Consider the following 22,710-nt stretch of genomic DNA (forward strand, 5'->3'; position numbering starts at 1 on the left):
GCGCCCGCGCGACTACGGTGTTCAGGCATCCCCGCCCCGGGCGGCGGCTTGCGCTTCTGCCGGCATCTCCGCCTGCACCTCGCCCTGGAAACCGCCCGCACGGTACGTGACCACCAGCGTATCGCGGTGGCCATGCGCGGCCACCGGCTGGATCGGCGTCGATTCGTGGATCACGGTCGCATCGTCGAGCAGCAGCATCGTCCATGGCTCGGTCATCGTGAAGCGCTTGCCGTTCGGGCCATCGGCTTCGAAGATGCGTGTCTCGCCACCCTTGATGCCATGGCGGCCGACGAGGGCCACCGCCACGTAGTCCACGCCATCGCGGTGCGCTCCTTCGGGCGTGGGGCGGCCGATGCCGTCGGCCGTGTCGATGCGGAACTGATGGGCTTCCACATACCACGTCTTCTCGTCGCGCACGCTGGAAAACAGCCGGCCCAGCGCCGTCAGCAAACCCTGCCAGCCCGGTGCTTCCACCGTTTCCGGCAGCACCGGTGCGAACATGCGGTGCATGCCGCCGTGCAGCGCATTGTATTCCACGCTTTGCCAGTGGGCCCGGTGCGGGGTCTGCGCCAGCGCCTGGTCTTCCTGCACGTGTTGCACGAAGCAGGAGTGGCGGCGGCGCCGGTAGCGGCCGCCGTCCTTCAGGTAATTGTCCAGTTCCAGGGTATCCCAGCCCGGCGCCAGCGCGTCGAGCTGCGCCAGCGGTGTGCCGGCAAGCGCCGCCACGTCGGCCGGTGCCAGCAAGGCCCAGCCTTGCGTACGCAGCGCCTGGGTGACCTGGTCGAGGGATGTGAACTGCGGCGTCATGGCGCACCTTCATTGGTTGAAAAATATTGTCGTATTGTACGACTTCAACTGGCGGGGCGTCAGGGGAGCAATTCAGCCGATACGCATTGGAAGGAATGGCCGGGCGGCGACCGTCGCAAGCGCATGGCGCTCAGGGCAGCCGCTGCTCTTCCTTCGCCGCCGTGAACGTCAGCGTGGCGGCAGCCCGCCCCGCGCTGCCACCCACGTTGACGGTATTGATCTGCCCCGGCAGGAAATCGGTCAGCACGCCATTCTTCAGCACGGTGCCGGCGGGTAGCGCGGCGCCGTCGACCTGCTGGTAGACGGTGATCGTGTCGGCGCTGGCCTTGACGCCCACCCATTGCAACGGCAGGCGCCGTCCTTCCGCGGCCAGCACGAAGCGCTTGTCCAGGTAGCGCCGCAGCGCGTCCTGGCCTTCGTCGAGGCCGAGGTCGAACTGGCGGCCGTACAGGTTTGCCAGCAGCGCTTCCACGTCGTGCGCGGTGTACGTGTGCACGATCTCGGTGTTGCCGGTGTCGGCGTTGTAGCCGATGTCCGCCAGGCCCATGTGGTAGTTGTGGGCCGTGGCGGTGCCGGACAACACCGCCGCCGCGAGGGCGGCGTTCCTGAACCAGCGCAGCATCAGCGGGCGGGCTCCGGCGTTGGCTGCGATGGATTGGCTTGCTGCGTGGCGGGCGGCGTGGCCGGCTGCGCAGGCGCGGCCTCCTTCAGCTGGTTCGTTTCCGCCTGCTGCTTGGCGGCGGCGCCATTGGCCGGCGTGGCGGTATCGGCCGGCTTTGCCTCCGCTTTTGTCTTTTCATCGCCCTTCAGCGGCGCATTGAAGTCCTTCATCATGTCGTTCGGCTTGCGCTCCATCTTGAACAGCTCCAGGCGCGACGGCACGGCCTTGCGCGGCCACGCATTGTTGCTGGTGTCGATGTCGGCCGTTTCCCAGTACGGGTCCTGCGCCAGCGCCGTCATCGGTTCGTCCGTCACCAGCAGCTTCGTCACCTTCTGCGGCGAGTAGCGCCACACTTCGGCCGGCACGCGTTCGATGTATTTTTTACCCGACTTGAGCGTGATCTCCAGGATCAGCGGCATCACGAGACCGCCCTTGTTGGTGAAGTCGACCAGGTAGATGTACTTGCCCTGCCTGAGCAGATCCTTTTGCCATGGCTCCAGGCCTTCCAGTGTTTCCTTGTACTTGTTGCGGTCCGCATTCGTGACGGTGAACTGGTCATGCTGGTTGTAGAAGTCCTTCAGCTCTGGATGGCGGTCGATGCGGCGCTCCATGCCCTCGTTGCGCTGGTCCGTGATGGACACCGGCTCCTCGGCCTTGCGGGCGCGGGCCCATGCCTTTTCGATTTCCGGGTCCTGCGTGCTGATGTTGAATTCCGTGATGTTGTCCAGGCTGATGTCCACGGCATCCGTGGTGTAGAACCAGCCGCGCCAGAACCAGTCGAGGTCCGTGCCGGACGCGTCTTCCATCGTGCGGAAGAAGTCGGCCGGCGTGGGGCGCTTGAACTTCCAGCGGCGCGCATATTCGCGGAACGCGTGGTCGAACAGTTCGCGACCCAGGATCGTCTCGCGCAGGATGTTCAGCGCGGTGGCCGGCTTCGCATAGGCGTTGTTGCCGAACTGGAGTACCGATTCGGAGTTCGTCATGATCGGCACCTGGTTCGTCGAGCGCATGTAGGCGGTGATGTCGCGCGGGTCGCCGCGGCCGATCGGGAAGTCCTTTTCCCATGCCTGCACGGCCAGGTATTCGACGAAGGAATTCAGGCCCTCATCCATCCACGTCCACTGGCGCTCGTCCGAGTTGACGATCATCGGGAAGTAGTTGTGGCCCACTTCATGGATGATCAAGGCGATCAGGCCATATTTCGTGCGCTGGGAATACGTCAGTTCGCCGGTCTTCTTGTCCTTCGTCGGGCGCGGGCCGTTGAAGGAGATCATCGGGTACTCCATGCCGCCCACCGGGCCGTTCACGGAAATGGCGGTCGGGTACGGGTAGTCGAAGCTGTACTTGTTGTACTGCTCGATCGTGTGGATGATCGATGGCGTGGAATAGCGCTCCCACAGCGGGTTGCCTTCCTTCGGGTAGTACGACATCGCCAGCACGTTCGTGCCATCCTTCTTGTAGCCTTGCGCATCCCAGATGAACTTGCGCGACGAGGCAAAGGCGAAATCGCGCACGTTCTTCGCCTTGAAGTGCCAGGTCCTGGTGGCCTTGCTGACCGTCTTTTCCGCTGCTTCCGCCTCGGCCTGGGTAACGATCAGCACGGGCTTGCTCGCGGTGCGCGCCTTTGCCAGGCGGTCGCGCTGGGCCGCCGTCAGCACGTCGCCCGGATTCTGCAGCTCGCCGGTGGAGGCCACGATATGGTCCGCGGGCACGGTGAGCTTCACGTCGTAGTCGCCGAATTCCAGCGTGAATTCGCCGGAACCGAGGAACTGCTTGTGCTGCCAGCCGGCCACGTCGTAGTAGGCGGCCATGCGCGGGAACCACTGGGCGATCTCGAACAGCGCGTTCTTGTCGTCTTCAAAATATTCGTAGCCGGAGCGGCCGCCGAGCACTTTCTGCTCGTTGATCTTGTACGACCAGTCGATGCCGAACGTGACCTTGTCGCCCGGCTTGAGCGGCGACGGCAGGTCGATGCGCATCATGGTGCCGTTGACCACGTACTTCAGCGGGGCGCCACCGGCGCTGCGGATGTTCGACAGCTTGAAGCCGCCATCGAATTCGCGGCCGGTCAGCACGTTGCGCAAGCCTTCGAACTTGGCGCCGCCTTCCTCGCCCTGCGGCTTCATCCATGCCTCGCGCGACGGCGCGGTCTGCACGCGGCGCGCATCGGAGTCGGACTTGTAGATGTTCTGGTCCAGCTGGAGCCACAGGTAAGTGAGGGTGTCCGGCGAGTTGTTGTGGTACGTGACCTGTTCCGTGCCCGAGATCGAGCGGTTCGCTTCATCGAGCGTGGCGCGGATCGTGTAGTCGGCACGCTGCTGCCAGTACTGGTGGCCGGGCGCGCCCGAGGCGGTACGGTAGGGCGTGGCGGTGGGCAGCAGCTCGTCGAGCTGGCGGAACTTGTCGTCGAACGTGCCGGCCGGCGGTGCGGCGGCAAAGGCGGAGGCGGCCAGGCCCAGTGCGGACAGGCTGGCGGTGAATACAGTGGTGACGATGCGCAGGCGCTTCATTGATACCCCAGGGCAGTGAGGGTGCCGCGCCGTGCCGGGTCTGGCCGGGCGATACGCCTTCGTGTTTTTGTGGAAACAGCCGGGATATTCTAAGCGTGCTCGTCAGTCTGTGCTGGCGGCTTGTTTGTAACAAAGCGGAAACATTGCCGGGTGCGGACGTCCGCGCCGGACAATCGCGCATGGCAGGGCGCACCGCTGGTGGGCCGCGGGGCAGCCGGGCCGGACGTCCGCTGTCCGGCCCGGCTGCCACCCTGTCGCGCCAGCGCGACGGACAGCGTCAGCCGGCGTCCGCCAGGCTGGCCCGCAACGTGTCGAGCCGCCCCTTCAGGTCCTGCACCTGGTCCAGGCTGCACTGGCTGGCGGCCAGCACGCACGGTGGAATTGCCTTGGCCTGTTCGCGCAGCGCGTCGCCCTTCGGGGTCAGCGCGATGATGACCTGGCGTTCATCGTTCGCGCACCGTGTGCGGGTGATCAGCTCCGCCTGTTCCATCCGCTTCAGCAGCGGCGTCAGCGTGGCCGAATCCAGGAACAGCTTGTCGCCCAGTTCGCTCACGGTCTGCTCGTTGCGCTCCCACAGCACCATCATCACCAGGTATTGGGAATACGTGAGATCGAGCTTGCGCAGCAGCTTGCGGTACAGCTTGTTCATGGCCAGCGAAGTGGAATACAGCGCAAAGCACAGCTGCTGGTCGAGCTGCGGCACCAGCGAGGAAGGGGAGGGAGAGGGCGGCGTTTTCATGTCCACAGTATAGATAGTGCGCGATCTAATTGCAACCTACTTTTGAAGGGACGAATGTGCTTGCATGCGGCAGCCGATTTGGCTATCGTGTTCAGGCCCGTCCTTCCATGGCGGGCATGGAGGTTCAGAATGAATCGTGCAAGCAACCGAGTAGACGCACCAGCCTCGCGTACAAGCCCGCATTATTCGACACCGGCCGAACAGCGGGCCAGCCCGGCGCACCTGTACCTTGTCCAGCTCGATCCCCAGACGGTGGTCGATGGCGTGCGCTTCGATGATACCTACCTCGCGGATGAAATCCGTACCTGTGGCACCATGCGTGAAACCTGCCCTGTATGTGCCGAGGGGCACCTGCAGCTGGTATTGCGGCAGAAGAGCGTGCGGGTGCCGCACCTGTTCTGCCTGGAATGCACGCGCTGCTTCGGTGCCTTCCTCTCCGACGGCACACCCGCGCTGATCGAGTAAGCAAACCCGGCGCCTTCCTGCAAGGCGCCTTTTTCCTCCCGCCCGCTTTTCGCCGCGTTGTGCGGCTTCGTGCCGCGTTCCTCCGGTTTTTCCCGCGGTTCCACAGCCGTTTCCACAACCATTCCACGCGCCGTCGCGTAGCGCCCGGGCGCCGTTCCGCACCGGCCTCGGCCTTGCCGCACGGTCCGGATCGCACGAGGCCCCATGCTATAGTTGCTTGCATAATATAAGCACAAGCAGGGGACAACATGCGTGCACACGGTTACCTGGCCTTTGCCGTCGGGATCTGCCTGACCGCCTGGGCATGCCTGTTCGCCATGCAAACGCAGGACCGGCAGATTACCGACCGCTTTGGCTACGACGCGGACAAGGTGGTGCGCGACACCGAGGCGCGCCTGAAAACCTATTTCGACACGCTGCTGGCGATCCGCGGCACGTTTGCCGTGAACGAGCATGTGAGCCGCGCCGACTTCCACCGCTACGTGGCCGAGCTGGACCTGGCCGAGCGTTATCCCGGCTTCCAGGCGATCCAGTGGGCGCTGCGCGTGCGCGAGGAAGACCTGGCCGGGCACGTGGCCACCGTGCGTGCCGATACCGGCATCGCGCCGGGCGGGTATCCGGGCTATCGCATCCACCCGTCGATCGTGCGCGACGAGCATTATCCGATCGTCTACACGGAACCGATGGCGGGCAACGAGAACGCCTTCGGGCTCGACCTGGCCGCGCTGCCCGCCCACCTGCGCGCGCTCGAACTCGGGCGCGACACGGGCGAGGTGGTGGCCACCGAACGCATCACGCTGGTGCAGGATGCCAGCGGCCAGCCCGGCTTCATTGCCCGCCTGCCGGTCTACCGCAAGAACGTGCCGGTCGCCACGGCGGAAGAGCGCCGCGCGGCCCTGGTGGGCTTCGTGGCGATCGTGTTCCGCGTCACCGACCTGATGCGCGAAGTCATCGATCCGCCGATGTTGCGCCACCTGCAGGTGGTCATCCACGACACCGGCTACCTGCACGAAGGTACCCCGCCCGAACCGGCGCTGGGCGGCCTGCTGTTCGACAGCGCCGGCAAGCAGGGTGGCGCGCGGGAAGGGCGTACCACCGTGCCGGGCCTGCAGTCGAAGGCGGTGCTGAACGTGGGCCAGCGGCGCTGGCTCGTGCAGGTGGCCGGCTACGATGGCGCGCGCTACGGGCGCGACCGCGAAACCATCTGGCTGATCGGCGCGTGCGGTTTCCTGATCAGTGCGCTGATCGGCGCACTGCTCGTCACGCTGCAGCGGCGCCGCGCGCTGGCGCACACCTTGCGCGCCGCGCTGGAAGAGCAGGGGGCGCTGCAGGACAGCGCCGTGGTCGGCATCGGCCTGTTCGCGGATGGCCGCGTCGCCCGCTGCAACCGCGGCATGGAGGAAATGCTGGGCTATCCGCATGGCACGCTGGCCGGCAAGTCGACGGCCGGGCTGGTGCCGGCCGGGCCGGATCCCTTCGTGTGCGGTCCTTCCGGCCAGCGCACGCACCGCGAACTGGAACTGACGCGGCGCGATGGCGGCCGCATGTGGTGCATCGTGAACGGACGCGTGGTGGACCGGCAGGCGCCGGAGAAGGGCAGCGTCTGGGTGCTGTGCGACATCAGCGACCGCCGCCGCACCGAGGCCGCGCTCGAGAACAGCCTGGCCGAGCTGGCGCAGCAGAAGGCCCAGGTGGAACAGGCGCACCGTGAACTGTCCGACGTGCTGGACCGGCTGCGCCAGGCGCAGGATACGCTGCTCACGTCCGAGAAGATGGCGTCGCTGGGCGCGCTGGTGGCCGGCATCGCGCATGAACTGAACACGCCGATCGGCAACAGCCTGCTGACGGCGACCGCGCTGGCCGACCGGGTAACGGACTTGCAGTGCCAGCTGGACGGGCCCGGCCTGCGCCGCTCGGCGCTGGAAACGCACCTGGCCGATGCGCAGGCCGCGTGCGCCATCATCGCCGGGTCGCTGGGCAAGGCGGCCGACCTGATCACGTCGTTCAAGCAGGTGGCGGTGGACCAGGCATCGGACCAGCGGCGCCGTTTTGGCCTCGGCGGTGTGGTGCGCGATACGGTGGCCACGTTTGCCGCGCAGTTGCGGCGCGCCGGCTGCGCCGTGCGGGTGGACGTGCCGGACAGCCTGGACTGCGACTCGTATCCGGGCAGCGTCAGCCAGGTACTCAGCAACCTGATCAACAACGCGCTGCTGCACGCTTTCGACGGCCGGCCGCACGGCACGGTGACGATCACCGCCCACGCGCTGGACGACGACATGGCCGAGCTGCGCTTCACCGACGACGGCGTGGGCATGAGCGGGCGCACGCTGCACCAGATCTACGATCCGTTCTTTACCACCAAGATGGGGCAGGGCGGGTCCGGCCTGGGCATGAACATCGTCTACAACATCGTGACCGGGGTATTGAAGGGGAATATCCGCGTGGAATCCACACCGGGCAGCGGCACCACGGTGGTGATCACGCTGCCGCGCACCGTGCCGCGGGCAGCGGCAGCCTAGCCGGGCCGCTGCACCAAGATGGCCCGAAGGCTGGGGGACGCCGAAACCACTCTGTTCGATACCATGCTCCGCGATCGCGCATGGCGATCCCGGCTGGTGCAGCGGCGCACCACCGTATGGCGCGACGGGCCACTTTCGTGCGCCGAAAGCATGAGCTGACCGTCGCTCATCAATTTTCAGCCGGCCCTGGCGGTAGGCCCGCTTCTTGCTCTCCCTTGAATAAAGAGCGCACAGCTCACTGACCAAAACTTAAGGGGAAAAACATGGCGTACCTGGTGCCAACCGAATTCGTGACCAAGATGGTGGATGCGGGCGAATCGAAAATCTACATGGCCACGCGCGACGCGCTGATCCGCGCCTACATGGCGGGCGCGATCCTGGCCCTGGCGGCCGTATTCGCGGTCAGCTGCACGGTCGCCACCGGCATTCCACTGGTGGGCGCCCTGCTGTTCCCGGTTGGCTTCTGCATGCTGTACCTGATGGGCTTCGACCTGCTGACCGGTGTGTTCGTGCTCACGCCGCTGGCCTGGATCGACCGGCGTCCCGGCGTGACGATTCCCCGCATCCTGAAGCACTGGGGCATCGTCTTTGTCGGTAATTTCCTCGGCGCCTTCACGGTGGCCGTGCTGATGGCCTACATGTTTACGTACGGTTTCAACACCGATGGCGGCAAGATCGCCCAGACCGTGGCGCACATCGGCGAAAACCGCACCACCGGCTATGCCGAGTATGGCGCGGCCGGCATGCTCACGCTGTTCATCCGCGGCATGCTGTGCAACTGGATGGTGTCGATGGGCGTGGTGGGCGCCATGGTGTCGACCACCGTGGGCGGCAAGGTACTGGCGATGTGGATGCCGATCATGCTGTTCTTCTTCATGGCGTTCGAGCACTCGGTGGTGAACATGTTCCTCTTTCCGTTCGGCATGATGATGGGCGGTAATTTCACGATCATGGATTACCTGATCTGGAACGAGATCCCGACCGTGCTGGGCAACCTGGTGGGCGGCCTGGCCTTTACCGGCCTCACGCTGTACTCGACGCACGTGCGCACCGGCGCAAAACGCAAATTCAACTAAGTTAGATTGAACCCCCCGCGCGCGGCCCGTTGCCACCGCCACCATGACTGACCGACTGACACTGTCCATCGGCCAGCACACGGACGCCGGTCGCAAGGCGGTCAACCAGGACTTCCACGGCAGCCACGTGCCGCGCGAGCCGCTGCTGTCGGTGAAGGGCGCAGCACTGGCGGTGGCCGACGGCATCGGCAGCAGCGACGTCAGCCATATCGCCAGCGAAACGGCGGTGGCGGCCTTCCTCGAGGATTACTACTGCACGTCGGACGCGTGGTCCGTGAAGACGTCGGTGGAGCGGGTGCTGGCCGCCACCAACTCCTGGCTCTACGCGCAGACCCAGCAGGGGCAGGGGCGCTACGACAAGGATCGCGGCTACGTGTGCACGCTGTCGGCGATGGTGATCAAGTCGAACACGGCATACCTGTTCCACGTGGGCGATACGCGCATCTGCCGGGTGCATGCCGGCGGCCACACGGCCGCGCTGGAACCACTGACGGTCGAGCACCGTGTCTGGGTATCGCCCGGACAGAGCTACCTGGCACGCGCGCTGGGCGTGGATGCGCACCTGGAGATCGATTACCGTACGGTGACCCTGCACGCGGGCGACTTGTTCATGCTGGCCAGCGATGGCGTGCATGAATACGTGAACGCCGCCGAGGTGCACGAGGCGCTGTCGGCCGGCGCGAACCTGGACGAAGCCGCGCGGCTGCTGGTTGCGCGCGCGCTGGCCAACGGCAGTGCCGACAACCTGACGGTGCAGCTGGTGCGGGTGGAATCGCTGCAGGCGCACGAAGCGGGCGAACTGCTGCAGCAGATGGCCGAACTGCCGTTCCCGCCGCAGTTCGAGCCGCGCAGTGAATTCGACGGCTACCGCATCATGCGCACGCTGCACGGCAGCAGTCGCAGCCACCTCTACCTGGCGCTCGACCTGGCCAGCGGCGAGCCGGTGGCCATCAAGGCGCCCTCGATCGACCTGCGCGACGATCCCGCCTATCTCGAACGGTTCCTGATGGAGGAGTGGATCGCGCGGCGCATCGTCAGCCCGCACGTGTGCGAGCCCGTCGTGCACGAGCGCCCGCGCAGCTATGTCTACCTGGTCACCGAATACATCGAAGGCATGACACTGGCCCAGTGGCTGCGCGACCGCGGCAGGCCGGACCTGGACGCGGCGCGCGATATCGTCGGGCAGGTGGCGAAAGGACTGCGCGCGTTCCACCGGCTGGAAATGCTGCACCAGGATATCCGCCCTGAGAACGTGATGATCGACCGCACCGGTACGGCGAAGATCATCGACTTCGGCTCGGCCAGCGTGGCCGGCGTGCGCGAGATGGCGCCGTCGGCCGGCGACGAGGGCTTCACGCTCACGGGCGCGGCGCTGTACGCCGCGCCCGAATACTTCCTCGGCGAGCCGGGCACGGTGCGTTCCGACATCTTTTCTTTGGGCGTGCTTGCCTACCACATGCTGACCGGGCAACTGCCCTATGGCGTGCAGATCCCGCAGGCGAAAACCCGTGCGGCGCAACGCAAGCTCGTGTACACCCCCGCGCGCGAGCACGATCCGGCCATTCCCGCCTGGGTCGACGCGGCGATCGAGAAGGCGGTAGCGATCGACCCCGGCAAGCGCCACGAGGATGTCGACGAATTCGTGTTCGACCTGCACCGGCCGAACCGCGCCTTCCTCGATCGCACGCGGCCGGCGCTGATCGAGCGCAGCCCGCTGGCATTCTGGAAGGGCGTGTCGTTCGTGCTGCTGATGGCGCTGGTCGTGGACCTGGCGCTGCGGCGCTAGGTCACAAAGCGGCGGGCCTGCAGTCAGTCCAGCGGCTCCATCGAGTTGTAGCGGGGCGTCGCGTCAACGCCCGTAGCGCTCGCGCAGCAGGGCCGCCATCGCCACGTTCAGCTCCCATGCGTCGGCCACGAGCTGCCGCGTGTAGGGCAGCCGGAACGTGTAGGGCGCCGGGCCGAATTCCGGCGTGATGGTCAGCACCGGTGCCCCGTCCGCGCGGCGCAGCGCCACGACGCGGTCCCACCATGCCAGGTGGGCAGCCAGTTCGACCGCATACTCGGGTGCGCGGAAGTCCGGCACCTGCGGGCCTTGCGCGTGGCCCACGCGCGCGTGGATGTGCCGCACGCGCGGCAGCACGGCATCGAGCATGGCCGGCTGGTCTTCCAGCAGCGATTCGCAGGCGGCGCACCAGTGCGACAGGTCGGCCGTCAGCCGCAGCCCCGGCAGGCGCTCCAGGTAGGGGCGCAGCAGCACCGGGTGGCCGGAAAAGCGGCTGCGGTGGATTTCGTGGACGATCGGCACGCGGTATTCGCGGGCGATCGCATCGGCCAGCGCAATCAGTTCCTCGTTCTGTTCGGGCGTGTAGAAATCCTTGCCGGTGTGCGAATTCACCAGCAGCGGCCGCACCGAGCACGCCTGCGTCAGCAGCGACTGCAGGGCCGTGCGGTGGGCATGGAACTCCGTGTGGAACACGGTCTGCCATTGGGAAACGACGAGATCGAGCCCGGCATCGCCGATGCGGCGCAGCCAGTCTTCCCGCTCGGCGCCATCGTCGGGCAACGACATCTCAATGCCGTCGAAGCCGGCCTCCACCACGCGCTCGATGAACACCGGTGCGGCAAGCTCGTTATTGCCCCACTGCGGAGCGAGGATGCGGATTTTCGTCACGGCCGCTTCGGTCACAGGAAACCCCGCACCGGGAACGATTCGCCGCGCTGGATCCAGTTCTGCGGCGAGTAGGCGGTGCGCCCGTCCGTTACGTGCAGCGTGTACGCATGGCGCGACACCGGCGAGCGGTTCGGCGCGCTGTAATGGGGCAGCAGCCCGTGGAAGCATACCAGCGCGCCGGCCTTGCACTCGAGCGGCACGGCGGTGCTGTCGTCCGGCCATGGCGTGGCGTCGAGCTTTTCCATGCGGATGTCGTCGCCATGGCGCACGAAGCGTTCGCGCAGCGGCGTACGGTGGCCACCCGGTTCGGCCCACAGGCAGCCGTTGTCCAGCGTGGCGTCTTCCAGCGCGAACCAGAAGGTGGTCACGCTGATCGGATCCGTCTCGAAATAGGTCGCATCCTGGTGCCAGCGCACCTCGCCGCCGATGCCCGGCTGCTTGAAGATGTACATCGACTGCCATACCTGCGGCTGTGCCAGCCCGAGGTCATGGGCGACCTGCTGCAGCCGCGGGTCGGCGGAAAAGGCGCGGAACGCCGGATCGAGGTCGTGCATCGCATGGCCGATCTTGTTGATCGACAGTTCCTTCGGCTGGCGCAACTGGCCATCCGGGTCGAACGCTTCTTCCTCGAAGAAGCAGCGGATCGTGTTGTCCGAACGGAGAAAGTATTCGTCGGCCTTTCTTTCCTGGTCCTTCGTGGTGAAGATGCCGCTGGCGGCGCCCGGGTCGAACGCATCGACGATGTGCGCGGCACCGGCGCGCAGCGCGGCGATGTCGTCCGGCGACTTGAAACCCGGAATGACGAGGAATCCGTCGCGTTGGTACTGCTCCTGTTGCGCTGCGCTCAGCATGGCGATGCTCCCGATGGCTTTCAATGGATGATGCCGGCGATTGTACGGAACCCTGCCTTTCACGGAAAGGTAGACAATGGTTGACACATTGTCGCCGGAATGCAGACAATGACCCCATGGACCAGCTGCGTGCAATGGAAATCTTCGTCGAGGTGGCCCGGCAGCGCAGCTTTTCGGAAGCCGCGCGCCGGCTCGGCCTGTCGCGCGCGATGGTGTCGAAGCACATCCTGCAGCTGGAAGAAAAACTGAACGCGCGGCTGCTGCACCGTTCCACGCGCGAAGTGAGCCTGACCGACGCCGGCCAGGCTTACCTGGCGCCCTGCGAAGCCGCCGTGCGGCAGGCACAGGAGGCCGCCCGCATCGTGGCGCATGCCGGCGACACGCTGGCCGGCCCGCTGCGCATCCAGGCGCCATCGAGCTTCGGCGTCACGTGGCTGGCCGATGCGCTGGCCCGTTTCAGCCTGCCGCACCCGCAACTGACGCCGCTGCTGCACGTGGACGACGCGCTGCTCGACCCGATCGCGCATGGTTTCGACCTGACGATCCGCGTCGGCGGCATCCCGGACAGCCGCGCGCTGGCGATCCGCCCGCTGGCCCCGTGCCGCGCCGTGCTGTGCGCCACGCCGGCATACCTGCAACGGCACGGCACGCCGCGCGAACCCGGCGACCTGGCCGTCCACCGCTGCCTGCATTTCTCGCACCTGACCGACGGCACCGCGTGGCACTTCGAGCGGGCAGGCGAGCGCCGCACCGTGCACGTAAACGCCACCTTCACGTCGAACAACGGGCTGGTCCTGCACCACGCGGCCTTGCAGGATGCCGGCATCGTCTACAGCACCACCTTCCTCGCCTGGCGCGAGCTGCAGGCCGGCACGCTGGTGGCCGTGCTGCCCGACTGGCAGCTGCCGCTGAATCACCTGTCGGCGCTGTACCCGGCCAGCAGCCGGCTGTCGCCGAAGGTGCGCAAGCTGATCGATTTTCTCGTGGCCGAATACCAGCCGGTGCCGCCGTGGGATGCGGCGCTCGTGCTGGAGCATGAGCGGTAAATCGTTGGCAGGAAACCGTGGCAATGACGGGTCGTGCCGAAATGCGACGGGCTTCCGCTATCGGTCGGGCTGGCAATCATGTGTATTTGCCGCTTAATACCCAGCACGATCCTCCGATTTAAGTTGGTGATTAATAATGTTTTCTACTTAGATTAGTTGCCGAGGCCAATTCATTGCCGGGATGATTTTAATTTTTCGGAATTAAACCATTTGAACTAAATTATTTTATTTGTAGTCTTTTCAGGGTTAATGGCGCATAGTGCCCCTGTTCGCACGGTTTCAACGTGATACTTACGAGAGCAATTCCATCGCTTTCTCCAGAATATAAATAAAGGCCACCATGTTCCCATATTCCCAGGCAGTTAATCCATCGCTTCGATCGCATCTGGAATCGCAAGCAGCATTCTTCAATGATTTTTCAAATTCCTTGTCGACGGCATTCCAGAATATTTATAGTGCAAATCTCAAGCTCGGCCAGGCAATGCTGGAAGAATCGGCAACCGTCGGGCGGCGTCTGCTGACCACCAGGGATACGGCCGAAGCCTTGCAGGTCGTGGCTTCCGCTGCGCAGCCGGCATCCAACAAGTATCGCGCCTACCAGCAGCACCTTTCGCGCCTTGCGGCCGATGCCCAGGTGGACTTTTCCCGCGTGACGCAGCAGCACGCACAGCACACTTCACGTACCGCGCGTGACCTCGTGGAAGAGGTGGCGCGCAATGCGGCAGAGCAAACGGAGAACAATCTCCGGCAGCAACGCGAAGCGGTAGAGAAAGCTGGCCAGTCGTTCCGCTTTGGCGCGACGCAGGATGACAATGACAGCGCGGATTCCGTGGCGGGTGCCCGGGATAAATCCAAGGGCAACGGCGCAAGTGTGCAAGTCGACGCACAAGCGGGCGGTGCATCCATTCATGGCAGTGCCCAGGGGCCAATTACGAATGCTGCTCATGAGCAAAGCAACAAGAAGTCCGGCTGACCGTATAACAGCAGAAGGTGCTGGCCTCGGGGGGCCGGCAATTTGAAGCTTTCCAAACCGCGATTTGCAGCCGAGATGGCTGTGATCCGGTTTTTTTTCGTCTGTATTGATCAGGCGCCGTTCACACCCAGCCCAGCAGAACGTCCACATGCGTTCCTTAAAATGATTTCGGAAAATGGTGCAGTCCGTGCGCTTGGGACGATCTGTATGTGTGACAAAGCACGCATTTTCAGCACGCTACCATTTGCTAATGTGCTGCTCCCACCAGTTGAAACGTGAAACCATCCGCTGGCCCCGCTTCGTTGACGATGAGAGGAAAAAACCGATGCTGCATCGACTGGCCGGCCTGGGGGCCGCCGCCCTGTTCTGGACCGCTGGCGCAACGGCGCACGAACAGGCGGGAACCTTCGATCCCGGCAAATTCAAGGGGCCGACGAAAGGTGTGGCGAACGAGGTGATGGTGCTCGGCACGCCGCACCTGGCGCAGTTGCCGGCAAGCTTCCAGCCATCCGGCCTGGCCACGCTGGCCGAGCGCCTGCGCGGCTGGAGCCCCCGCATCGTCGCCATCGAGGCCGTGTCGGGCGTGCAGTGCGCCTTCCTGCGCCAGTATCCGCAGCGCTATCGCCAATCCGTCGAGCAGTACTGCCCGTGGGATCCCGCACCGGCGCGCGTGGCCACGGGCCTCGATGTGGCGGGCGCGACCGCCGAGATCGAGCGCTTGCTGGCGAACTGGCCGGCGGCACCCACGCCGTCCCAGCGGCGCCGCCTTGCCGCCCTGTTCCTGGCCGGTGGCGAACCGGTGTCCGCGCTCGTGCAGTGGCTCCGCTTGCCGGAGACGGAACGGCGCACAGGCGACGGGCTCGATGCCACGCTGGTCGCAGCCCTCAGGGCAGAACGTGGCGGGCGCCGGCAGCGCGGCGAAGACACGATGATCGCCGCCCCCCTGGCGGCCGCGCTCGGGCTGGAGCGTGTCCACAGCATGGACGACCATACGGCGGACAGCCCCGCATCGGACCCGAAAGCGTACAACGAAGCGCTCACGAAAGCCTGGGGCAATCCCGCGACCGCCAGGTACATTCAATTGTTCGATCGCTTTGCGGCCGGCCTTGGTGAACCGGAGGGTGTCATGGCGCTGTATCGCCACCTGAACGATCCGTCCGTGGCCAGGCTCAACTACGACAGCGACTTCGGTGCGGCGCTCGAGGAAGGCTCGGCACAACAATTCGGCCGCAGCTATGTCGCCTACTGGGAAACACGCAACCTGCGCATGGCCGCGAACATCAGGGAAGCGGTTGGCTACCAGCCGGGCGGCCGCACGCTGGTCATCGTCGGCGCCTCGCACAAGCGCTATCTCGAAGCCTACCTGGACCAGATGCACGACGTACGCGTCGTGTCGACCAACCAGGTGCTGCACTAGAAGCTGGCCACAGCTTCCCGCCATCGACAAATTCGACCATCCCCGACACTGAGCATGCGGAAGCCTTCCAGACTGTTCTTTCTCCCCGGCGCCCTGGGCCGCAGGGAATTCTGGCATCCCCTTGCCGACCTGCTGGCCTTTCCGGGGCCGAGGGTCCATGTCGGCTGGCCCGGCTTCGGCGGCGTTCCGCCGGATGCGGGCGTGCGCGGCATCGACGATCTGGTGGCCAGGTTACTGGCGAGTGTCGCCGAGCCCAGTGCCATCATCGCGCAATCGATGGGGGGTGTCGTCGCCTTGCGTGCCGCGCTTGAAAAGCCGGAGCTCTTTACGCACCTGGTGCTGTCCGTGACGTCGGGTGGAATGGATATGACGCCTTTCGATGCCGAGGACTGGCGACCGGGACTGCGGGCAAACCATCCGGGGTTGCCGGACTGGTTCACCAGCCATCAGGAAGACCTCTCGCCCAGGTTATCGACGCTGCGCATTCCCACACTGCTCCTGTGGGGCGATGCGGACCCGATCAGCCCCGTACAAGTGGGCCAGCGGCTCGCTTCGCTCTTGCCGCAGGCCCACTTGCACATCGTCCCGGGCGGAGAGCACGACGTCGGGTGCACGTTCGCCAGCACGATTGCGCCGCTCGTCGATCGGCACCTTGGGTTCGCTTGATGGCCCGACGCATCGGGTTCTGATTCGCGCATGGCCGGCACCCGGGCGCGCATGGTGCTCATGTATCGTTCTTCTTTTCTTCCTGTCGTGCTATCGTTATCGGGCGCCATACTGCGACACGAGCGGCGCCCCGCTAACCTTTCGGACGGAGCACGATATGTTGCAGACCACGCGCGTCATTCCCTTGCGTTTGTCGACCCTCATCACTGGTATTGCCATCGGCCTTGCAGGCTGCGGCGGCAGCGGCGACCAGGGAGAGCCAGGCGCACAAGGCCTGCCCGGCCCCCCGGGCGCCAATGCGGACGCCATCGCCACCATCGGCGAAGGCGCCATCATCATCGATGGCGCTGCCGCCGGCGATCCGAAGGAAAGCATCTATGTCCGCAAGGCCGGCCATGGCCCGAGGACCATCGTCCTCATCCCCGGCAACAACACTTCGGGCGCTACGTTCGACGGCATGATGGGCTTCTTCCGTTCTGTCGATGCGTTCAATGACGCTTATACGGTCTACACCTTTGATTACCGCGGCAGCGGCAAGTCAAGCTACAACAAGAAGATCACGTCGCTGAAGGATTTCGCCGCCGATTTCGACAAGGTGATGAACAAGATCGGCAACTTCCCGGCCTCCGGCGTCACGCTCGTGGGCTACTCGATGGGCTTCGGCGTCGCACTGGAAATGGTCATTGCCAACCCCGGGCGGTATGCCAATATCGTCGGCCTGGCGGGGATCGGCACGCGGGGCGTGCGTGTCGGCTTCAATGCGAGCCAGGCGGGCACCGATACGGCCGGCCATGCATGGGCGAACGGCGACTGGGTCACCGTGGCAAACGATGCCGCCGGCATTGCCGGTACCGCGTTCCAGCAGCGTTCGTGGCAGGGCGAGCAGCGCACCTACGCCAACGTGCAGGCCACGTGGGACGCGGTCGTCTACAACGATGTCCTGAAATACGACATCAGCAAGGCATTCACGCCGGCGGCTGTCACCGATCCCACGTTCCGCGCTTCGCCGAACTACACCGGTTCCCTGCTCGACGGGTTCACGATCCAGTACATGCCCGAATCGCTGTACTACGCGCATACATTCAACGTCTCGCCCGTCAACGTGGTCAAGCCCGTACCGAATGCCGACGGCAGCGTGGTCACCATTGCGGGCGACGGTCGCCTGGGCACGCTGTTCAACGGCAAGCGTGCCATGCTGGTGAAGGCCACCACCGATTTTGCCGCCTGGCGGGGCGACCAGGTCATCTACGACAACTACACGGCGACTTCGAAATATGACCTGAAGCGCGCGGGCGCCAATGTGACCGCCGTGATGATCAATCCGAATCAGGGCTTCGACCACGGCTTTCCGGTCGCGCGGCCACTGGAAACGGTGCGGCTGATCGACGCCTTCATCAAGGCCGATATCACGGCGCCCGGTGCGACAGGCGCGCTGGGCAACGCTGGCGTGGTCGTGTATGCGAATGCGGAAACGGCGTGGGAGACCGACACCTTCACCGGGTTCTGACGCATGGCGTGAAACCGGATTTCGCCAGTCTGGCGAGGCCATGGCAAGGTGCTGTGCGTTTGGGAACATCGGCGTGCAGATACCGATACCATGAACGATCGCCAATGAGCCGCTTCCATGCTGAAACCCTCCGGCGCGTCTGCTACACTGATCTGTTCATTCACCCGGATAGTGCACCCGATTGACCCAGATTCCTGCCCCTGAAGCCCTGCCGGCCGTGCTGGCCGGTCCCATCCTGCGCCGCCTCGAGCCGGGCCGCCTGGTGCTATGGCTGGTCGGCAGCGCGCCGCTCGGCCTGACCCTGGTGCTGGCGCCCAAGGAAAGCGAACCCCGGCGCGTGCTGCTGGACGCAAGCCACTGTCGCGTGGTGCGTGTCGGCCGCCACGCCTGCATTCACCTGATCGATGTCGAGCTGCCCGAGCCGCTGCCGCAGGACACGCTCATCGAGTACGACCTGCTCGTCGCCCAGGGCGATGGCAGCGAGGCCGGCATTGCGCACTGGGCGCCGCACCTGCTGCATGCCGGCGCGGCGCGGCCGAACATGGTGCTGCGCAGCCGCAGCGACAATATCCTGTATGGCTCGTGCCGCAAGCCGCATCATCCCGCGCCGGACGGCCTGGCGCGCGGCGACGACCTGATCGCTGAAAATGTGGAACGCGCCGACGAGCGGCCCGCCATGCTGATCATGTGCGGCGACCAGGTGTATGCCGACGATGTGGCGGGCCCGATGCTGGTGGCGATCCATGCGCTGATCCGGCGCCTGGGCCTGTTCGCCGAATGCCTGGAAGGCGCCGTGGTCGCCGACAGCGAGGAGCTGTACCGCCATCCGGCCAGCTACTACCGGCGCGAAGAACTGCTGCCTGCGTTCAACGCCAACGAAGCGCTGCGCAACCGCTTCTTCACCGGCAAGAAAAAGCCGATCTTCACCACGGCCAGTGCGCAAAACCACCTGATGACACTGTCCGAGATGATGGCGATGTACCTGCTGGTCTGGTCGCCCGTGCCATGGCAACTGGTGGCGGATGCGCCCGCGCCCGCGCTCGATCCCAAGCATGAAGAGCGCTGGCGGCGCGAGTCGAAGGCGCTGGTGGGCTTTTGCCGCGACCTGCCGCGGGCCGCGCGGCTGCTGGCGCACGTGCAGACCCTGATGATCTTCGACGACCACGACGTCACCGACGACTGGAACCTGTCGGCCAAGTGGGAGACCGCCGCCTACGGACACCCGTTCTCGCGCCGCATCGTGGGCAATGCCCTGATCGCCTACATGCTGTGCCAGGGCTGGGGCAACCGCCCCGAGGTGTTCCAGGAGGCGCTGGACGAAATGACGGCACTGGCCGACACGGCCGCCCCGGCTTCCGATAACCGCCTGGATGCGCCGGTACAGGACGCGCTGATCGGGCGCCTGCTGGCGTTCCGTCAATGGGGTTTCGTTGTACGGACCCAGCCTGCGATCATCGTGCTCGATACCCGCACCCGGCGCTGGCGCAACCGGCGCAACCCGGGCCATCCGTCGGGCCTGATGGACTGGGAAGCGCTGACCGAGCTGCAGCATGAACTGCTGGACGAAACGGCCGCCGTCATCGTCTCGGCGGCGCCCATGTTCGGGGTCAAGCTGATCGAGGTGGTGCAGCGGATCGCCACCTTTATTGGCCAGGCCCTGATCGTCGACGCCGAGAACTGGATGGCGCATCGCGGCGCCGCCAGCAGCATGCTCAATATCTTCCGCCATTCGCGCACGCCGGGCAATTACGTGGTGCTGTCGGGCGACGTGCATTATTCCTTTGCCTACGATGTCGAGGTGCGCGAATCGGATCGCACGCCGCATATCTGGCAGATCACCAGCAGTGGCATCAAGAACGAATTCCCGCACGGCCTGCTCAACTGGCTCGATCGCCTCAATCGCTGGCTGTACTCGCCGCGCTCGCCGCTGAACCTGTTCACCCAGCGCCGCGATCTTGCGATCTCGCCGCGCCTGCCCGACGCGCGCCAGCATGGCGAGCGTGTCTGGAACGGCGCCGGTGTCGGCCAGGTGTGGCTCGACGCGCAGGGGCGGCCAGTGCGCATCGTGCAGCACAATGCCGACGGCCGGCCGTCGACCCGGTTCCTGGCGCCGGCACAGGACGCGTCCCGCGCGGCGGCCGCCGAGCAGCCTTTGGGGAAGCATTGATTGCTGGAGAAGATTTGGACATTACACTGAATATTCGATACGACATTCCCGAACGCGAATGGAAACTGGTCGCCGAGATTTACAGTGGCATGGATGGTTGGCTGGGACACGACGACCTGCCGCGGTGGTATGGGACCGAGGATGACGAAAGGTTCATTTATGCATCTGTAGAGCCCGGGGGTGTCCGGTTCGAAGGCAAAATGGATCCCGATTCCTGGACAGCCTGGTTGACAGTCCTTTGTGCCAGACTATCGATTGCTCTTGGCAGGGAAATTCACGACGCGGAGATGTAGCGTCGGCGGATTTCCTTCACCATCCGCCTGAGCGATACCGGCCGTCAGGAGCAGCCACTGTCAGACAGCAAAGAGGCGAATATGAACAGCAACCCCAAGCAGGTCAATGGTTCGTGTCACTGTGGATCGGTCAAATTCCGTGTCCGGCTTTCCGACGGGTTGAACACCGCCCGGCGCTGCAACTGCTCCTATTGCAGCATGCGTGGCGCGATTGCCGTGTCGGCGGCACTGCAGGACATCGAGATCACGGCAGGCGAGGAATGGCTCACCCTTTACCAGTTCAACACCCTGCAGGCAAAGCATTATTTCTGCGCGAAGTGCGGCATCTACACGCACCACCAGCGCCGGTCAAATCCCGATCAATATGGCATCAATGCGGCTTGCCTGGAGGGGATCAGCCCATTTGATTTCACGGAGGTGCCGGTGAACGAGGGAAGAGTGCACCCCAGCGACAAGGCTGGAAAAAGCGGCCCCGACATTGCTGGTTACCTGCGGTACTTTCCCGGCCCTGTACGATGATGCAGCAATCGGATGCCGCCGACAGCCGGCGTAGTCGGGATGATGCCGACCAGTCTGAAAATGCGGACGCTGGAGCGTGCGTTCAAACCGTCCACGCCCCGTCTGCATAGATCCGCTCGCCATCGAGATACACCCCCTCCGTCACCGCAAACACATCCACGTGATACCGCGCATCCTTGCGCTTGAACTGCGGCTTCTGGTATTGCCCGTGCTTGGCCCCCAGCGACAGGTGCACGCCGCACATCCGTTCATAGGTGCCGATATCGTCCACCGTGCGGGTAAAGGAAAACGCGCGGTTCATGCCGAAGCCCAGCTCGCGCACCCACACGTCGCCTTCGTGGGCGCGGATGATGGCCAGCATCTCGTCGAACGCCGGCGTGCTGTTTTCCGCGCCGGTCACGCGGCCCCGCTCGACGATCATGGTGATCGGTTCGACAGGGCGGTTGACGCGGAACGACGTGTCGCCGAACACGAACACGCGCACCCGGCCGTTCACCGCTTCCAGGTCGCGCGCTTCCGTGAAGACTTCGCCGATGGGAAACAGGCCGCCCACGTTCTTCATCGCCGAGTAGTCGCCGATATTGAGCTTGGTTTCCTCGAACGGCGATGCGTAGACGAGTTCGCACCCGTCGCCGCTGTCGACCACACCGCCTTGCGCCCGGTCCAGCCGCCCCTTCAACGCGTGGCCCGTGCCGCGGAAATAGGCCGGGTCATAGGCCAGCGCGTCAATGTAGACCAGCCCCTGTTCGCCCGGCATGCGCGACAGGTGCAGATGCTCGATCACCTTCAGGCCGCGCTGGAACAGTTCCATCCGGATCCGGTATTCGTTCAGGCGGAAGCTGGTGGTCTGCACCAGCACCACCAGGTCGCGCGGCGCCAGTCCGGCAAAGGCGGCGAGTATATCGTCGGGAGCGACCGCGTCGAAGTCGATGAACGTGCCGTCGGGCAGGGCGCGCCGGTAGGCTTCCGTCAACACGGCGTTCAGCTCGCTGCGGCGGTCGAACACCACCACCGCACGATGGGCCGGCCCATGCTCGAGTGCATGGGCAAGCAGGTCGGCCACATTGCGGGCGGCCGTCCCGGTGGCGAGATCCCTGGCGGATGGTGGGAAAGTCATCATGTTTGCAAATCAGAAAAGGAAAACGGCAAAGTGTTGCGGCGAGCACATTATAAGTCGCGTGTTGCTTGTGACTGTTCCGAACCCCAAGTAGAATCGGCGAATATATCCACTCGGCAACACCTTTGGGCCGACGCAAACACGGAGCGAAAATGAGCATTACGTTTGGCCAGGATCTGCCGCAGGAGCGCCCCGACGCGGACGGTCGCGCGGCGCTGTTCGTGCCGAAGGCGGGCATCAAGGACGATGTGCTGCAGCTGGTGCGCAAGGGTGCCGCCGTGGTCGGCTTCGGCAATCACGACCGCACGGTGACGATTTATTACGAAAGCAACCGTTTCAACGAACCGACGCTGGGCAAATGGGAGCTGAAGGCTCGCAAGGCCTATGCGCGGCTGGTGGACGACCTGCCGACCACGTCGAAGATGACGACCAAGCTCGAATACTTCGAACAGGTTGGCTACATCAGCGGCAAGGGCATCAATATCCGCCGCATGGACAGTCTGAAGCGCTGGCTGGAATTTTCCGATGCGCTGGATACGGCGCCGGCCAGCGAAACCGTCACCTGGGCGCTGCCGCCGCCACCCAAGAAATCGGCGGCCGACACCGAGCTGTAACAAAAATCCCCGATCCGCCGCCAGCCAGCTCGAATCCATGCCAATCACGCCCCGCCATCGAGCGGGGCGTTTGCATTGTGTGCCTTCCATGT

General features: G+C 64.9%; 19 protein-coding genes. 12 read left to right on the forward strand and 7 right to left on the reverse strand.

Going from position 1 to position 22,710, the window contains the following annotated elements; translation table 11 throughout:
* Window positions 1–21: 21 nt before the first annotated feature.
* The 4 genes from EWM63_RS18065 to EWM63_RS18080 all read right to left on the reverse strand — a co-directional run bounded on the left by EWM63_RS18065 (window position 22) and on the right by EWM63_RS18080 (window position 4,717).
* A complete protein-coding gene (locus tag EWM63_RS18065; RefSeq protein WP_130187777.1) occupies window positions 22–807 on the reverse strand; it encodes a 2OG-Fe dioxygenase family protein in 786 nt (261 codons plus the stop codon).
* 130 nt (window positions 808–937) lie between these two features.
* Entirely contained in the window at window positions 938–1,429 is a 492-nt protein-coding gene (locus tag EWM63_RS18070; RefSeq protein ID WP_229487362.1) for a DUF6702 family protein, read from the reverse strand.
* On the reverse strand, window positions 1,429–3,978 hold the full coding sequence (locus EWM63_RS18075) for a M1 family metallopeptidase (RefSeq protein ID WP_165390859.1): 2,550 nt from the start codon (window positions 3,976–3,978) through the stop codon (window positions 1,429–1,431). The genes EWM63_RS18070 and EWM63_RS18075 overlap by 1 nt, the downstream gene beginning before the upstream one ends.
* 277 nt (window positions 3,979–4,255) lie before the next feature.
* Window positions 4,256–4,717, reverse strand: coding sequence for a MarR family winged helix-turn-helix transcriptional regulator (locus EWM63_RS18080; RefSeq protein ID WP_130187779.1), 462 nt, complete (start codon window positions 4,715–4,717; stop codon window positions 4,256–4,258).
* Window positions 4,718–4,846: 129 nt separating this feature from the next.
* On the opposite strand from EWM63_RS18080, the gene EWM63_RS18085 reads away from it, so the two are divergent.
* From EWM63_RS18085 to EWM63_RS18100, 4 genes are all read left to right on the forward strand, one after another.
* Window positions 4,847–5,182, forward strand: coding sequence for a hypothetical protein (locus tag EWM63_RS18085; RefSeq protein WP_130187780.1), 336 nt, complete (start codon window positions 4,847–4,849; stop codon window positions 5,180–5,182).
* A gap of 248 nt (window positions 5,183–5,430) precedes the next feature.
* Window positions 5,431–7,701: a CHASE domain-containing protein gene (locus EWM63_RS18090; RefSeq protein ID WP_130187781.1), complete on the forward strand. Its 2,271-nt coding sequence runs from the start codon at window positions 5,431–5,433 to the stop codon at window positions 7,699–7,701.
* A 263-nt stretch (window positions 7,702–7,964) separates the two neighbouring features.
* Window positions 7,965–8,777, forward strand: a complete 813-nt coding sequence (locus tag EWM63_RS18095; RefSeq protein WP_130187782.1) for a formate/nitrite transporter family protein — start codon at window positions 7,965–7,967, stop codon at window positions 8,775–8,777.
* Window positions 8,778–8,820: 43 nt separating this feature from the next.
* The gene (locus EWM63_RS18100; protein WP_130187783.1) at window positions 8,821–10,563 is read left to right on the forward strand and encodes a bifunctional protein-serine/threonine kinase/phosphatase; all 1,743 of its coding nucleotides are present in this window, start codon (window positions 8,821–8,823) and stop codon (window positions 10,561–10,563) included.
* A gap of 63 nt (window positions 10,564–10,626) precedes the next feature.
* On the opposite strand, the gene EWM63_RS18105 is transcribed toward EWM63_RS18100, so the two are convergent.
* Window positions 10,627–11,448, reverse strand: a complete 822-nt coding sequence (locus EWM63_RS18105) for a sugar phosphate isomerase/epimerase family protein (RefSeq protein ID WP_130187784.1) — start codon at window positions 11,446–11,448, stop codon at window positions 10,627–10,629.
* 11 nt (window positions 11,449–11,459) lie between these two features.
* Window positions 11,460–12,299: a phytanoyl-CoA dioxygenase family protein gene (locus EWM63_RS18110; RefSeq protein ID WP_130187785.1), complete on the reverse strand. Its 840-nt coding sequence runs from the start codon at window positions 12,297–12,299 to the stop codon at window positions 11,460–11,462.
* 116 nt (window positions 12,300–12,415) lie between these two features.
* On the opposite strand from EWM63_RS18110, the gene EWM63_RS18115 reads away from it, so the two are divergent.
* From EWM63_RS18115 to EWM63_RS18150, 7 genes are all read left to right on the forward strand, one after another.
* Window positions 12,416–13,345 (forward strand): LysR family transcriptional regulator, encoded by a 930-nt coding sequence (locus EWM63_RS18115; RefSeq protein WP_229487363.1) that lies wholly within the window; start codon window positions 12,416–12,418, stop codon window positions 13,343–13,345.
* A gap of 340 nt (window positions 13,346–13,685) precedes the next feature.
* Entirely contained in the window at window positions 13,686–14,318 is a 633-nt protein-coding gene (locus tag EWM63_RS18120; protein WP_130187786.1) for a phasin family protein, read from the forward strand.
* Between the two features lie 325 nt (window positions 14,319–14,643).
* Window positions 14,644–15,735, forward strand: coding sequence for a DUF5694 domain-containing protein (locus tag EWM63_RS18125; RefSeq protein WP_130187787.1), 1,092 nt, complete (start codon window positions 14,644–14,646; stop codon window positions 15,733–15,735).
* A gap of 54 nt (window positions 15,736–15,789) precedes the next feature.
* The gene (locus EWM63_RS18130) at window positions 15,790–16,401 is read left to right on the forward strand and encodes an alpha/beta fold hydrolase (RefSeq protein ID WP_130187788.1); all 612 of its coding nucleotides are present in this window, start codon (window positions 15,790–15,792) and stop codon (window positions 16,399–16,401) included.
* A gap of 157 nt (window positions 16,402–16,558) precedes the next feature.
* Window positions 16,559–17,908 (forward strand): alpha/beta fold hydrolase, encoded by a 1,350-nt coding sequence (locus EWM63_RS18135; protein WP_130187789.1) that lies wholly within the window; start codon window positions 16,559–16,561, stop codon window positions 17,906–17,908.
* A 217-nt stretch (window positions 17,909–18,125) separates the two neighbouring features.
* Window positions 18,126–20,075, forward strand: coding sequence for a metallophosphoesterase family protein (locus EWM63_RS18140; RefSeq protein WP_130190457.1), 1,950 nt, complete (start codon window positions 18,126–18,128; stop codon window positions 20,073–20,075).
* A gap of 374 nt (window positions 20,076–20,449) precedes the next feature.
* The gene (locus EWM63_RS18150; RefSeq protein ID WP_130187790.1) at window positions 20,450–20,887 is read left to right on the forward strand and encodes a GFA family protein; all 438 of its coding nucleotides are present in this window, start codon (window positions 20,450–20,452) and stop codon (window positions 20,885–20,887) included.
* Between the two features lie 82 nt (window positions 20,888–20,969).
* Here the strand turns inward: EWM63_RS18150 and EWM63_RS18155 are convergent, their stop codons facing one another.
* Window positions 20,970–22,007, reverse strand: coding sequence for a M29 family metallopeptidase (locus tag EWM63_RS18155; RefSeq protein ID WP_130187791.1), 1,038 nt, complete (start codon window positions 22,005–22,007; stop codon window positions 20,970–20,972).
* A 149-nt stretch (window positions 22,008–22,156) separates the two neighbouring features.
* Between EWM63_RS18155 and EWM63_RS18160 the strand changes: the two genes are divergently transcribed.
* The gene (locus EWM63_RS18160; RefSeq protein WP_130187792.1) at window positions 22,157–22,618 is read left to right on the forward strand and encodes a hypothetical protein; all 462 of its coding nucleotides are present in this window, start codon (window positions 22,157–22,159) and stop codon (window positions 22,616–22,618) included.
* Window positions 22,619–22,710 lie beyond the last annotated feature (92 nt).

This window comes from Pseudoduganella lutea (genome assembly GCF_004209755.1).
Lineage (GTDB): Bacteria > Pseudomonadota > Gammaproteobacteria > Burkholderiales > Burkholderiaceae_D > Rugamonas > Rugamonas lutea.

Excerpts from the sequence above, each read along its gene's own strand:
- EWM63_RS18065 (WP_130187777.1), bottom strand. The coding sequence starts at position 807 with ATGACGCCGCAGTTCACATCCCTCGACCAGGTCACCCAGGCGCTGCGT.
- EWM63_RS18070 (WP_229487362.1), bottom strand. The coding sequence starts at position 1,429 with ATGCTGCGCTGGTTCAGGAACGCCGCCCTCGCGGCGGCGGTGTTGTCC.
- EWM63_RS18075 (WP_165390859.1), bottom strand. The coding sequence starts at position 3,978 with ATGAAGCGCCTGCGCATCGTCACCACTGTATTCACCGCCAGCCTGTCC.
- EWM63_RS18080 (WP_130187779.1), bottom strand. The coding sequence starts at position 4,717 with ATGAAAACGCCGCCCTCTCCCTCCCCTTCCTCGCTGGTGCCGCAGCTC.
- EWM63_RS18085 (WP_130187780.1), top strand. The coding sequence starts at position 4,847 with ATGAATCGTGCAAGCAACCGAGTAGACGCACCAGCCTCGCGTACAAGC.
- EWM63_RS18090 (WP_130187781.1), top strand. The coding sequence starts at position 5,431 with ATGCGTGCACACGGTTACCTGGCCTTTGCCGTCGGGATCTGCCTGACC.
- EWM63_RS18095 (WP_130187782.1), top strand. The coding sequence starts at position 7,965 with ATGGCGTACCTGGTGCCAACCGAATTCGTGACCAAGATGGTGGATGCG.
- EWM63_RS18100 (WP_130187783.1), top strand. The coding sequence starts at position 8,821 with ATGACTGACCGACTGACACTGTCCATCGGCCAGCACACGGACGCCGGT.
- EWM63_RS18110 (WP_130187785.1), bottom strand. The coding sequence starts at position 12,299 with ATGCTGAGCGCAGCGCAACAGGAGCAGTACCAACGCGACGGATTCCTC.
- EWM63_RS18115 (WP_229487363.1), top strand. The coding sequence starts at position 12,416 with ATGGACCAGCTGCGTGCAATGGAAATCTTCGTCGAGGTGGCCCGGCAG.
- EWM63_RS18120 (WP_130187786.1), top strand. The coding sequence starts at position 13,686 with ATGTTCCCATATTCCCAGGCAGTTAATCCATCGCTTCGATCGCATCTG.
- EWM63_RS18125 (WP_130187787.1), top strand. The coding sequence starts at position 14,644 with ATGCTGCATCGACTGGCCGGCCTGGGGGCCGCCGCCCTGTTCTGGACC.
- EWM63_RS18130 (WP_130187788.1), top strand. The coding sequence starts at position 15,790 with ATGCGGAAGCCTTCCAGACTGTTCTTTCTCCCCGGCGCCCTGGGCCGC.
- EWM63_RS18135 (WP_130187789.1), top strand. The coding sequence starts at position 16,559 with ATGTTGCAGACCACGCGCGTCATTCCCTTGCGTTTGTCGACCCTCATC.
- EWM63_RS18150 (WP_130187790.1), top strand. The coding sequence starts at position 20,450 with ATGAACAGCAACCCCAAGCAGGTCAATGGTTCGTGTCACTGTGGATCG.
- EWM63_RS18155 (WP_130187791.1), bottom strand. The coding sequence starts at position 22,007 with ATGATGACTTTCCCACCATCCGCCAGGGATCTCGCCACCGGGACGGCC.
- EWM63_RS18160 (WP_130187792.1), top strand. The coding sequence starts at position 22,157 with ATGAGCATTACGTTTGGCCAGGATCTGCCGCAGGAGCGCCCCGACGCG.